At 43.9% G+C, this 13,612-nt stretch carries 9 protein-coding genes; 3 read left to right on the top strand and 6 right to left on the bottom strand.

The features are described 5' to 3' along the window. Positions 1 to 227: 227 nt before the first annotated feature. The 4 genes from LOR49_RS01005 to LOR49_RS00990 all read right to left on the bottom strand — a co-directional run bounded on the left by LOR49_RS01005 (position 228) and on the right by LOR49_RS00990 (position 5,910). The gene (locus tag LOR49_RS01005) at positions 228 to 1,892 is read right to left on the bottom strand and encodes an amidohydrolase (protein ID WP_240374135.1); all 1,665 of its coding nucleotides are present in this window, start codon (positions 1,890 to 1,892) and stop codon (positions 228 to 230) included. A 20-nt stretch (positions 1,893 to 1,912) separates the two neighbouring features. Beyond that, a complete protein-coding gene (locus tag LOR49_RS01000) occupies positions 1,913 to 3,421 on the bottom strand; it encodes a BCCT family transporter (protein ID WP_240374134.1) in 1,509 nt (502 codons plus the stop codon). Between the two features lie 27 nt (positions 3,422 to 3,448). Beyond that, on the bottom strand, positions 3,449 to 4,402 hold the full coding sequence (gene speB, locus LOR49_RS00995) for an agmatinase (RefSeq protein WP_240374133.1): 954 nt from the start codon (positions 4,400 to 4,402) through the stop codon (positions 3,449 to 3,451). Positions 4,403 to 4,569: 167 nt separating this feature from the next. Further along, positions 4,570 to 5,910 carry a sigma-54 interaction domain-containing protein gene (locus LOR49_RS00990; RefSeq protein ID WP_240374132.1) on the bottom strand — a complete coding sequence of 447 codons (1,341 nt, stop codon included), beginning with the start codon at positions 5,908 to 5,910 and terminating at the stop codon, positions 4,570 to 4,572. A gap of 529 nt (positions 5,911 to 6,439) precedes the next feature. Here LOR49_RS00990 and LOR49_RS00985 point away from each other — a divergent pair. The 3 genes from LOR49_RS00985 (at position 6,440) to LOR49_RS00975 (ending at position 11,388) form a co-directional block, all read left to right on the top strand. Beyond that, the gene (locus LOR49_RS00985; protein ID WP_240374131.1) at positions 6,440 to 7,582 is read left to right on the top strand and encodes an FxLYD domain-containing protein; all 1,143 of its coding nucleotides are present in this window, start codon (positions 6,440 to 6,442) and stop codon (positions 7,580 to 7,582) included. A 9-nt stretch (positions 7,583 to 7,591) separates the two neighbouring features. Continuing rightward, the gene (locus LOR49_RS00980) at positions 7,592 to 8,701 is read left to right on the top strand and encodes a S1C family serine protease (protein ID WP_240374130.1); all 1,110 of its coding nucleotides are present in this window, start codon (positions 7,592 to 7,594) and stop codon (positions 8,699 to 8,701) included. A gap of 647 nt (positions 8,702 to 9,348) precedes the next feature. Beyond that, a complete protein-coding gene (locus LOR49_RS00975; protein ID WP_275899441.1) occupies positions 9,349 to 11,388 on the top strand; it encodes an EAL domain-containing protein in 2,040 nt (679 codons plus the stop codon). Positions 11,389 to 11,845: 457 nt separating this feature from the next. On the opposite strand, the gene LOR49_RS00970 is transcribed toward LOR49_RS00975, so the two are convergent. Then, positions 11,846 to 12,130: a type II toxin-antitoxin system HicA family toxin gene (locus LOR49_RS00970; protein ID WP_240374128.1), complete on the bottom strand. Its 285-nt coding sequence runs from the start codon at positions 12,128 to 12,130 to the stop codon at positions 11,846 to 11,848. 3 nt (positions 12,131 to 12,133) lie between these two features. Next, complete coding sequence (locus tag LOR49_RS00965; RefSeq protein WP_240374127.1) at positions 12,134 to 13,144, bottom strand: hypothetical protein; 1,011 nt, start codon at positions 13,142 to 13,144, stop codon at positions 12,134 to 12,136. Positions 13,145 to 13,612: the final 468 nt, after the last annotated feature.

Genomic DNA, 13,612 nt, shown 5'->3' with positions numbered 1-13,612 from the left:
TTCGTCTATACTTTCTTTGGTTTTGTCTCGCCCAAGTCTGGATTCTTCTCGTGTAAGTATGGATTCATCACACACAACTATGGATTGTTCGCTCGCATGTATGGATTCTTTCAACGGAAGTGTGGATAGCCGCCGCGTTAGTCTGGATTCCCCGCGCGCATTCCCTGGATGGAACAAAAAAACCATCCCCGTTCGCCATATTAGCGGGGATGGATTCTTTCGTGTTCTTATCCTACTTTTATTTCGCTGCTTTTCTTTGAAAAAACTTGCTCGCCTTCGATCCATGTCTGGGTGATGGATAGGTTTATCAAGTCATCGGGATCGGTTTCTAATGGATTGCGGTCAAATACGGCAAAGTCTGCATATTTTCCTTTTTCAATCGAACCGATCTTATCTTCTTTAAAAATAGCCTTTGCTGCATTGATTGTGTATGCTTGCAGGGCTTCTTCGGTGGTGAGTTGATGTTCTGCGCCCCCCATGTAAGTTCCCTTTGCTGTTTTCCGGGTGACGGCAGCATAGATTCCTTGAACTGTATTTACATGTGCTACTGGGGAGTCGGAGGTGATGGTGACCGGCACCCCGTGCTCTTTAAACCAGCCGTACGGAATAATGTTGCTCGTTCTTTCTTTTCCATATGCGCCGATTAGTTCTTCTCCCCGCTCATAAAAGTTTTGAGGCTGTGGCACTGGAATCACTTCTAATTCGGCCATCTTTCGAACTTGTTCCTCGGTCGCGAAACTACTGTGTTCGATCCGGTGGCGCATATTTTCCCGCGGGTGTTTTTTCTGAGCTTCCTCAATTGCTTCAAGGACAATTTGAATTCCGGCGTCCCCTTGTGCATGAGTGAGGGTCTGCAAGCCAAAGGTGTGTCCTTCGATAATAATATTTTTATACTCTTCTATTTCATGAAAGAGATAACCGTGTCCTTCCATCCCGTCTGCATAGGCGCTGCTCATATAGGCCGTACCTGCTGTGATCGCGCCGTCAATATACGTTTTTAAAGAAGTGATGGCCAGCTTGTCGTCTCCCAAGTGAGAAGAAATTCCTAAGTTCATTAAGTCATTGAGGTGGTTGGACAAAACCGAGCAAAATACTCTTACCTTTAGAAGCCCGCTGTTCCGTGCCGCTAAATAGGAGTTCATTTCTTGCTTGGTTACTTGCACGTCATTTGTCGTGGTAATGCCATGCGCTAAAAATTCATTTTGGCCGAGCTCGATGATCTTTTGTAAGTTTTTCGGTGTATCCGGGGTATGAAAATTGGGGCCGTGGTTACTGATTTCCACGCCAAATTCATCTGCCAAATAATCGCTCGCACTATCAAATAACGGACCGTTTGGCTCCCCGGCTTCATTTCTACCAATTGTCCCGCCATCGGGATTAGGTGTATCCTTTGTTATTCCTAGTTGATTTAATAAATAGTGATTTAATACATTCACGTGGCAGCTCACATGCATGATTTGCACGGGACGGTCTGTCGCCACTCTATCCAGCTCCTCAGCGGTCGGATAGCGGTTCTCCTTCAAACTGCGGTGATCAAAACCAAAGCCGCGTATCGGCTCCCCTGCCGGAAGATCTTTTGCATGGTCCGTCAGCACCTTAATGATGTCGTCGATGCAACTTACTTTTGTCGAGGAAATATCAGCCCAAAGCAGACTTCTCCCTCTCATCGTCATATGGCAATGGGCGTCTATTAATCCAGGAACCAGACACTGGCCATTTAAATTGATTTCTTCATAGTCATGGGTTAATCGCTCAGCCGCTTCCCGGCATTCTTCCGCAGTTCCTACGCATCTGATCACACCATTTTCAACTGTTACCGCTTCAGCTGTTTTATCCGCAGTCATCGTTAAAATAGTGCCGCCAGTGAATACTTTTACATCCTGTTTGATCATTTTGTTATCCTCCTCAGTGTTTAAGCATCTTTTTTTAGAGGTTCCACTTTCGTTTCTTCATCTAAATCTTCATTTCTAATTGCTTTTATAAAGGAGACCGACATGAGTATGAGCACAATGGCTAAAGGCAGTCCGCCTAATACGGATGCGGAATACAGTGGGTCTAGTCCTCCACTTAACAGCAAGACGAGCGTGGTAAGAAACATAATAAGTCCCCACGTGATTTTTGCTTTATTAGATGGCTGCTCAGAACGTTCACTCAGCATCGCTAATACGTAACTGCCTGAGTCCGCAGAGGTGATGATAAAGGTGAATATTAAAACGAACATGAGCAGAATAATCACAGGACTCATTGGGAAGAACTTTAAGAACTCGAATATGGCTAAAGGAAGATTCTGGTCAACGGTGTCTGCCAATTCAGTGATTCCTAAATTTTGAATGAAATGCAACGCTGATCCACCCATTGTAGCGAACCACACGAATGTACCTACAGTGGGGATCAAAATAGTCCCGATGATGAAATCCCGTATCGTTCTGCCTTTCGAAATTCTGGCAATAAAAACACCGATAAAAGATCCCCACGTAAATATTTGCCCCCAATAAAACAGTGTTTTGTTCCCTATCCAGGAATTATCGCGAAAAGCGTCAATGCCAAGGGTGAGGCTGGCAAAATTCTGGAGGTAATCTCCTGTTGTCCCAATGAATGTGTCAAAAATTTGTATCGTGGGCCCGGTCACCATTACCCAGAGCATGATGGCGATAGCAATCCACATATTTACATTCGATAAAATTTTAATTCCTCGGTGGATACCAGTGTACGCGGACGCAATAAAGATAACAGTCAACAAACTTAATAAGATAACGTGAGTAAACGTGGAATCGCCCATTCCCCATTCTGAGCTCAGACCGGCACTCACTTGCATCATACTTAGACCGAGAGACGTACTAATTCCAAACACAGATGCTATGATAACGATTACATCTGCAGATACGCCAATTGGCCCGTTAACCTTATCTCCAAACAACGGATACAAAGAGCGGCTGAACAGAGGAAGGTATTTTTTTCTGTGCATAAAGTAGGCCAAAATTAAACCAACCATCGAATAGGGCGCCCAGTTGTTAAATCCAAAGTGAAAAAATGTATAAAGCATTCCTGTTTCTGCTGCCTCTACAGTCCTCCCTTCTCCCGTTGGCGGCGAGAGATACGTGGTCACCGGCTCGCCAATCCCCCAGAATAAAAGGGTTGTTGCCAAAGCAGCACTGTACAACATCGCTATCCAAGTAAACGTACTAAACTCCGGACGTTCATCTTTTTTACCAAGCCTTAATTTTCCGTATTTTGAAAACGCAAAGTACAAAGCGATCAGGATAAATAGCGAATTCGCAAGCAAATAAAAGGAGCCGAAGTATACGCTGACAAAGTCTAAAAAGGAAGAAGCGAGCGCTCCAAATTGATCCGTAAACAAAATTCCAATGACAATAAAGACAATACTAATTGTCAAGGACACAATAAACGTTGTATTTTTCATATGGCCTCCTTTTTATAAGAAAAAAGCTTACCGTGTGATACCGAATTTACCGATCAAAGACATACATTCATACACAATAGTCGCGCCTAAGTGGGCTGTGATTTCTGATTGGTCCAATGCTGGCAGTACTTCCACCAGGTCAAGCCCTGCAAGATTCATCTTTGGCAGCTGTCTCAAGTAGCTCAGTCCCTCTGCACTTGTAAACCCTCCCGGTTCCGGGGTGCCTGTTCCCGGGGCATACGCCGGGTCAAAAAAGTCGATATCAAAGGTTAAAAATACTAACTTATCGCCAACTCTGTCTTTTATCCGTTTGCTTAATTCTTGCGGGGACAGAAGCCGGAGTTCGTCTGCCGTGACAATATCAAATCCCATTTCCTTTGCCACATCTAAATCCCCCGGGTCGTACACAGTGCCTCGCAAACCAATTTGTATGGAGCTGTGAGGATCAATCAGTCCTTCCTCTACCCCTCTTTTAAACGGTGTTCCATGCGTATATTTCATGCCCCAGTAATTATCCCACGTGTCCCCGTGCGCATCGAACTGTACTAAACTTAACGGTTTGCCGTAGTGCTCTTTTAATCCCCGAAGTTCTCCCAACGCGACGGAGTGATCCCCGCCAAGGCCAATGGGAATGATATTATTTTCGGCAAATTGTTTGTACGCTTTTGAAATAATCGAATATGATTCCTGGATATTCCCGGGTAGTAAAGGTAAATCTCCGTAATCAATAACCGAACAACGCTGAAACGGGTTCATTTTGTGATAAGCATTTGCCGGTCGCAGCAGCATAGACATTTCTCGAATACTTGATGGTCCAAATCTGGCTCCGGAACGGTAACTGGCTGCTGTATCAAAAGGCAGTCCTACTACTGCCACATCTATATCATCATCCACCTCCTGTACATGTGGCAGTTTCATAAAAGTGCGGATTCCTGTGTATCGAGGACTATTTCCATTATGTGGTCCATATTTAGGCTCCATAAAATCCATCTCCTTTGCTGAATAGTTCGTCTATTTGATGTTCACATGCAATGCTCGACACCGCACCCCCCTTCGAAAACGCTTCATGAGGCTTCACTTACTATAATTGCAATAAGCGTGCCAAGTGAAAAACGTTGAGTTATCAATAAAAATAGTCTGTTATTTAGTCACTTATGACTAACGTACTTACGGATTTTTCTATTGGCGGTGGGTTGGCTGATTCCTAATGCTTTGGCTAAAGCGATACTGTTGGGGTGCTTTTCGTATGTGCGGTTGATGATCGCCGACTCTACTTCTTCCATGTACGTATTCAGATTGAAAGCAGCATCAGGTGCTTGTTGCTTCCCATTCGCAACAGACTGGACAGTCAGCTCCTCGTGCTCTGCTGTAACCATCGTTCTCTCGATGTAGTTCCGCAGCTCTCTTACATTTCCGGGCCATTCCCTGTTACTAAGCCACATGATGAGGTCTTCGGAAAAGGTAATACGTAAGTTATGTTTTTTGTTAAATTCCTCCACGAAGTCGGTAATCAACGATTGGATCTCGTTGCGGCGTTCCCGTAACGGTGGGATTTCCAAGTTTACCACGTCAATTCTGTAGTATAGATCTTCACGGAACTGCTGTTGTTCCACTAATTTTTTTAAGTCTTTGTTCGTTGCAAAAATAATCCGACACCCCATAATAAAGGAGCTTTCCCCGCCGACCCGCGTCACTCTTTTATCCTGCAATACAGACAGCAGCTTGGTCTGCAAATGTAACGGCAATTCTCCGATTTCATCAAGTAATAGCGTACCTGATCCCGCACGTTCAAAGCTGCCTTGTTTTCCGCCTTTTTTGGCCCCGGTAAAAGCGCCTTCCTCATAGCCGAATAACTCAGACTCAAACAATGACTCAGGGATCGCACCGCAGTTAAGCTCAATAAAAGGCTCATCTTTCCGTGAGGATTTTTCATGAAGAAGACGAGCAATCCGGTTTTTCCCGACTCCAGACTCCCCTTCAATTAACACATTCACCTCTAAATCAGCCACTTTCTCGACCATATCAAGCACTCGCTCCATGCGGCCGGACCGGGAATACAAGGACCGTAACTCACTCATCTCTTCCATTTCTTTTTTGTAATATTGTAGAGTCGTAGTTACCGTATCATTTTGCTTTTTCAGCTCTTCAATCTCCGTGATATCGGTAGAAAAGCTTATCGTGCGAACCAATTCCCCGTTATCAAACAACGGATGCCCGGACACGGCTATCTTTTTCCCGTTACTTGTGACCTGTACCTTCGTTTCACTTTTTCGTGTTCTAAGGACCAACGCCGTAATGGACGGGTTTAACACGCCCTCCTTCTCCAGTTGAAAAACATTCTTGCCAACCATCTCATTCGGTGTGAAACCGTACAATTCATAACAAGCCGGACTAATATCAATCACATTCCCCTCGCCATCCGTTATAAAAATTTCATCCGAAGAATGAGTCATAATTGTTCGTAACAACAAATCATTATACTGTTTCATCCCCTTCTCCCCTCGTTAGTCATAGTTGAATAGCAATTATTCATACATGACTACTTCTTGAGATAATTCTCATTATCCTTCTATTTTAGTACCCTGGATTCCAGTGGCCGAAGTCTGGATATCACGCGTTTACCTATGGATTGTCCGTTCCTATGTATGGATTCTTTCGGTTGAAGTGTGGATATCTCTGCTCAAGTCTGGATTCTTTCCTTCGAAGTATGGATAGTCCTCCCTTAACTGTGGATTCTCGTAGGTAGGCTGCATTCCAGGACCCAAATCTGGATTTTTCTCGCGTAAGTATGGATTCCTCGTGTTCAAGTCTGGATTGTTCGCTCGCATATATGGATTCTTCCAACAAAAGTGTGGATAGTTCCCGTTTAAGTCTGGATTCTTCGCCTTAAAGTCTGGATTTTCCCCATACCAAAACAAGTTTTTGTAAATTTCAACATTTTTCCCACTTTCCGCTTGTATAATGGTAAAATATTCATAGACACAAAGATTACTTATCTCGTTATGTGGGTGATTGGTCATGTATTGTAAAAAGTGTGGTGGGGAAAACACGCCGGATAGTAAGTTCTGTACGCATTGCGGGAAGGCGATTACAGAGAAAAAGTTTTCTTCGGTAACTACGTCCTGGAAGCTTTTTTGTCTGGGGCTGCCGCTCGTCCTTTTAGTGGGAGCGGGGGTATTTTTATTTTTCACGTATGAAAAGGAGCAGTCGGTGAATCGTGACGTCCTCCGCTGGCAGGAGAAAATGGCTGCGGCAGCGGAGAAAGGTGATCTTGAAGAAGCGCTTGCGCTAAACGCACGAATGCAGGCTTATCGACCGAAAGAAAAGGCGTTTCGTGAAGACGAAAAGCAGTTGACCGAAGCCTCTTCCTGGCAGGAGAAACACGAGAGTGCGATATCCCAAATTGAGAAGCTGGAATTCGACAAAGCTGAAGAAAACTTAGCGTCGCTAAAAGAAGAGGCTGCCGTGTTCACGGAACCGTTCGCTGATTGGCTTTCCGACTCCTTGCAACAAGCAGATGCTGCTTTATTTCTCAGCAAGACACGGGAAGAAATGAAAGAAATGACATCTGTGGAGCAGCTTGGAAATAAACTTTCCTCTCTTAAGGATTATAAAGGAAAAGAAGCGAAAACCCTTGCGAAGGAAATCCGCGCGAAAGTGGAGGGCATTTCCTTTGAGGAGGCCTCCCAACAGTTATCCGCCGGCAATATGGACGGTGCGGAACAAGTGGTCGCGCAAGGGATGAAGTTTATTCCAAAAAGTGAAAAGTTGAGTGCCTTGCAAGCGGATATTGAACAAAAGCGACTCGCCTCCCAGCAGGCTGCCCAGGCCCGTCGAGAAAAACAGTTAAAAGAAGCTGCCGCCGAAGAACATCGAAACCAAACGGAAGCTGCGGAGGTCGTATCGGTCACGCCTGTCGTGGATGAATTGGGTGACTTAAACATCGAAGGCCAAGTGGTAAACAACGGTACCGCTCCGATAAGCGATATTCAAGTGTTGCTTTCTGTTTTTGAAGAAGAGCAATACATTGGGGAGACGTCTCTCCAAGTGCTCCCTTATGAGTTGTCGCCAGGAGAAACCGGCAATTTTTATGATTACTATTATGGTCCATATGAGAATGTCGATGTGGAAGTAGTCGAAGTAAATTGGTATGTGAATTGAGGTGAGACGATGTCACGCTCTGCTTATCTGATCCTTTCCTTATGTGCCTGTGTGCTGATTGCCGGCGGTACATACGGCGGTTACGTGTACATAGGAAAACATGTAGCCGGTGAACTCCGTGCTGAACCGGTGTTTTCCGCCGAGGAAGCAACCGCGGCGTCTGCGGAGGAAGTCGATATGAAAAAAATTATCCATGACGCGCAGAAAAGCGTCGTCATGATCGAAACCGATTACGGGCTTGGGAGCGGTTTTTTGTACAATGACAAAGGCGATATTATTACGAACGCCCACGTCGTCGAAGGTGCTGACACCGTGCGCGTCCAGCTTTCCGACTCCGCTACACATTCCGGGTCGGTGATCGGAAGAAGTGACAAGGTCGACGTTGCCCTCGTTCGTGTGGAAGCACTGAAAGACAGGAAACCATTGCCAATACGGGAAAAGGAGCATGTTGAGACCGGAGAGGAAGTAATCGCGCTCGGAAGTCCACGGGGGCTGCAAAACACCGCGACGACCGGGATAATCAGCGGTGTCGATCGCAACATAGACATCTCCCCTTATACGTATGAAAATGTGTACCAAACCTCCGCGCCGATTGCTCCTGGAAGCAGCGGCGGTCCGCTCATTGAACAAAACAGCGGAAAAGCAGTCGGCATTAACTCCGCCGGTGCCGGGGAAGGCGATATTGGATTTTCCATCCCGATTATCGACGTTTTGCCGATGTTGAAAGAGTGGTCCGAAAACCCAGCCGCTATAACGCAAGCACCTGCAGAACAGAAGCCAAGCACAGCGGCCGCCATTGATCAAGAAGCCGCCGCCTATCTCGTCGGCTATTACTTCGAAAGCTTGAACGTCGGCGATATGGCAACTGCCTACGAGCTATTAAGCCAAAGCTGGAAACAGCAGGAATCTTATGAAGAATTCGCGAGTCGCAATGCCGATTTAGGGTGGATCAACATCCGCGACATCGACACAACCATCGTCGGAAACAACGCCAAAGTCATGTTCGCCCTCATCGAAGACACCGGTTCCGAACAAGTTTGGTACCAAGCCACCTACACCGTTGCTGCGGAAAACGGCCAGCACGTTATTGTTGATAAAGAATGGGAAGCAGTGGAATAAAAGGTAACATGGGGTGATCCCCTGTTACCTTTTTTGTGTGGATTGTGCTACCGCTCAAGTATGGATTTTTTGCTCATATGTATGGATTCTTTCGGTTGAAGTGTGGATATCTCTGCTCAAGTCTGGATTCTTTCCTTCGAAGTATGGATATTCCTTCCTTAACTGTGGATTCTCGTGGGTAGGCTGCATTCCAGTCCCCAAATCTGGATTCTTCTCATGCAAGTATGGATTTCTCGTGTTCAAGTCTGGATTGTTCGCCAGCATGTATGGATTCTTTGAACGGAAGTATGGATAGTTTCCGTTTAAGTCTGGATTCCCAGCACTTCAATTTGGATTCTTTCTGACGATGAAAATCCTAAAATAAAATATTTGTAAAATTTTTACTGAAACAGTAGAATAAAAGAAATCTATGACTTTTTTCACGTGCGGGACATGCCCTTTTCTTATTCTTGATAGGAAAACAGATCATAGGGAAACGTTTATTTCTCGCGGCAAAGGGGTTGTTTTATTTGGTGAAGTTTCTTTTTAAACGACAAAAGTTAAAGAGTTATTTAGAGAACTGTTCAAAAAAATGAAGAACGGTTGAACACGTTGCTCACCTATTCGAGCGATATTGTCGGGATCCTTGACAACGATGGCACGATACGTTGGCAAATCCTTCTTTTTATAGAATTCTCGGCCATGATGCGGGACACATGAAGGGGACAAGTTGTTTCTCTCTTATCCACGAAGAAGATACGGATCGGGCCGGGGAGTTTCTAAAAGAGATAAACAGTCAACCAAACGAAGCGAAGAAAATAGAGCTTAGACTCCGACATGAGGATGGACGATGGCTTGATTTTGAAGTAAGTGCTGTACATCTGCCAAACAATGAAGTGATTTCGGGCATTGTGGTCAATTACTATGAAATTACCGAAAGAAAAAAAGCTGAAAATGAGATTCAATACATGGCCACTCATGATTACTTGACTGGATTACCGAGCCGCAGGCATTTTGATGATCAACTGGACTTGCAAGTAAAACTCGCTTATTCCAACAACTCCCTGTTAGCGTTGCTCATCATAGATGTAGATGACTTTAAGTTCATCAATGAAGTGCTCGGTTATTATGTTTCTGATCAATTGTTAATAGAGGTTGGAAAAAGATTAAAGAACCGTCTCCGTCACGATGATCTCGTTGCCAGAACAGGCAGTGATGAATTTTCCGTTATGCTGACAGATATCAAAGGGACAGATAGTGTGCATGAAAAGGCTGAGGAGATTCTTCAGCTCTTTGACGAACCATTCCATGTCAATCAATACGAACTCCATCTTACCATCAGTGTCGGGGCGAGTATTTATCCTCATTCAGGTGACAATGATGCAACACTAAAAAGACAAGCGCATTTCGCGGTTGAGTTGGTTAAAAAGAACGTGAAAAACCATTATCGCTTTTTTACACCTGAAATGGATATCGGCACTTCCAAATCATTCACGTTAAAAAACGATCTAAAAAGCGCCCTCCAAAAAGATCAATTTTTCGTTCAGTACCAGCCGATTATCGATGCCCAAACGAAACAAATTGTTGCCGCAGAAGCTTTAATTAGATGGGAACATCCAGAATGGGGAACCGTGCCCCCGAACGAATTTATTATGCTTGCGGAAGAGTCCGGCTCCATCCTCCCTATTAGTGATTGGCTGCTAGATACCGTCTGTAAGCAAAATAAAACATGGCAGTCACAAGGACTTCCATCCATTAAAATTTCGGTTAACTTTTCTGTGCTGCAGTTTTTAAGCCCTGACGTTCTCGGGCATGTCGAGCAAACCTTAAACAAACATGAATTACAAGCGAAATGGCTTGGTATTGAAATAACCGAAAGTGTCATGCTTGATAAGGAAAAAAGAGCACTGGAGATGATTAAACAGTTAAAACAGCTTGGCGTTCAGGTCGCACTCGATGACTTTGGAACGGGGTACTCCAGTTTAAGTTATCTGACCCAATTTAAACCACATACGTTAAAACTCGATCGGACGTTTATTCAAGGTATCCCGGCAGATACCGATACACGTGAAGTCGTATCAGCCATCGTACAATTAGCCAAAAAGCTGTCCATTCAGGTGGTTGCCGAAGGGGTAGAAACAAAAGAACAACAGAATGTACTAAGCGAATTCGGCTGTGATTGGCTGCAAGGATACTTATACAGCCCGCCTTTGTCCTCTGAAAATTTCGAGCAGTTGTTAAAGAAAAAATATGTAGGAGAAGAGGAGAGCGTTGAAGCGCCTACAGAAGAAAGAAGAAAACATTTCCGAATCGACTTTCCTTATCCCCTCCAAGCGGTTATGACCATGACCGAGTTAAACAACAAAAAAGTGAACCTTGGCGCCACGAACATATTGGTAGAAAATATCGGACCCGGAGGACTACGCTTCCTCTCCACGATTCGATTTCCGATCAGAAACGACGCCGTCTTAAAATTCGACCTGACCCTGGCAGGAGAAAAGCAACTATTATTTGGCCGTCTCCGATGGTTTACAGAAACAAACAACCTCTACCAATACGGTGTGGAATTTATCATCGAAGAAGAGGATAGAGAAACGTTAATCCAGCTCCTCTATCACCTGCAAATTATATTACGAAAAAACCCGTTACCGGAACACACCCCGTTTTATACGGATAACATTCCCTCCTTTTTCAAGCTGAGCCCCTAAGAAACTTACGCTTGTCACGCCGGCCTCGGCGAGAACAACAACACCGTCGAAAAATCATGATTTTTCAGCGGTGTTGCTGTTTCTAGAAAGCATGGATTTCCGACTTATAAGTCTGGATATTTCTCACGTAAATATGGATTCTCCGCCTTTATATCTGGATTCCTCACGACCAACTACGGATTCTTTCAACAGAAGTGTGGATATCCTATGCTTAAGTCTAGTTTCCTCGTGCCTTAGTATGGATATTATGCGATCAACTGTGGATGGTTTGTCCTATATATGGATTCATTTCATCCAGTCGTCCAGGTATGGATATCCCCTGCTTACGTAGTCCCCAAATTTTTGTCCAAGATAAAGGTTATTGCATATGCAAGAAAAAATCCATCCCTACATATTTGTGATGTGGGGATGGATTTGTCTGTATACTCCTGCCGTTTTTACATATTGCCAAGCAGGGTTACTCCTTTATTTCGTTCCTGTCGTATAATAATGCTATATAGCTTTCATATGTAAGAGGGCAATCTATTAAATCTAATAGCTCTTCATTGGAAAGGCGGAGTTGTTTCGACATAGCACTTAGTAATGTATTGCTATATTCTTTTTTTCCATGGCTGATAACGGTACGAACGGTTGTTTTTTTATTATTGACATACAAAATAAACCGCTTGTGCCGGCTATTTGATTCTTTAAACCCTTTATCCGTAAGTGCCTTGCGAATATCTTTGGTTTTTCGTACGGTCATCTACTACTCCTCCCCCATCATCCCCAACAATTTTTCTTTCAGCTCCTGTGCATCTGCTGTAAGATACCTGTCATCTTCCATGGCATACTCATCCCAGAGAAAAGCTATTTCTTCCTTAAATGCTTTGTAAAGGTTTTTAATCGTGGTATCTGTAAGAAAAATATTCAACGGCTCAAACGTCAAATGCCAATGATTGTCCTCAAAGTCAATCGAAACACGAACGTCCTCGTTCATCCGAAAGCGGCGTCCGTCTATTGTAAGAAGATCAATTGAATGAACACCCGGTTGAACTACTCTGAACTCTTTAACAAAAGAGAGGTTTTTTAATTGCCCGTCATCTGTAAATTCTCCCTCTCCTTTCACAATAACTTCTTGGTCAAAGGCTTTCAAAATCTCTTCCGTTCTCGAGTCATCGAGCAACTGACATTTGATGTTCCCCTCGTCTGCGTCTACAACGAATGACCATAGAGGACGGGACTCTAGCTTAATCACTTTTCCAACTAATTCTACCTCTTGATCGGTAGGCTGTTCATACTCATCCATTGCTTCTTTCAAGACCGCTTTATCTAAAGAAAAATATTGATCATCATGCCCAAGCATGACCGTGTATTCACTCGTTTCGTGAGCAATTTCTGAAAAATATTGGAGCACCCGAAAACGGACGGAAGGATCTTTTATGTTTGCGGCTATACCTCTTTTGGGATTTTCCTTTACTTCATGGGTAATCTGGTGAAAAGATTGTAAAGATTCCTTGCCTACTTCCATCGTCTCATCTTGCAAATCCAATGTAGCCATAAAGCTGCCTTTTTCTGTACCAACAAGTTCTAATGTACAGGCTTCTCTTACTTTTTTTGGAACGGGACCACTTCTCCTCACTTTCGCTTCCTCAAGATAATATTCACCAAGCCTAAATACGGCGTTTTGAATGGATTGCGTAACGCTGTTTAAAAGTGGGAGAGGAACTCTCCCCGTTTTTACTTTTGCTCCGGCAAACTTCACTTTAATTGGAGGCACGTTATTCACTCCCTTCTATATGGGGAAATAGGTGATAAATAATTTTTGTAAAAAGAGTGAAACAGTGTACAAAGTTATTGATACACTTAATACCCGTTGCGCTTGTATACTAAAAATTTTCTCTACACTTCTATGCATATTTTCTATAGTATATCCCATTTTTGTAAGGAAAACAGCAGTGACTGACACTATGTTAATAATACGAGCTTAACCATGCTGCGCTAAGTAGGGATTCCTTCTCTGACAGCATGGATTCCTCATGTATGAGTTTGGATTTCACGTGCTTAAGTCTGGATATTGTGCGTTCAACTGTGGATTATTTGTTCCTATGTATGGATTCCTCTCGCGCAAGTGTGGATATTCCCGGCTTAAGTCGCGATTTTCCGCTTTCCTCCCTCTGACGACTTCATGCTAGCATCTACTGCGAATACTTTATTCATAACGTTGGACGATTTTGAACAGACCCTT

The sequence above is a fragment of the Bacillus piscicola genome, assembly GCF_022458745.1.
Lineage (GTDB): Bacteria > Bacillota > Bacilli > Bacillales > Marinococcaceae > Alteribacillus_A > Alteribacillus_A piscicola.
The sequence above is the reverse complement of the archived record's forward strand: the minus strand, read 5'-3'. Positions and strand labels throughout refer to the sequence as shown.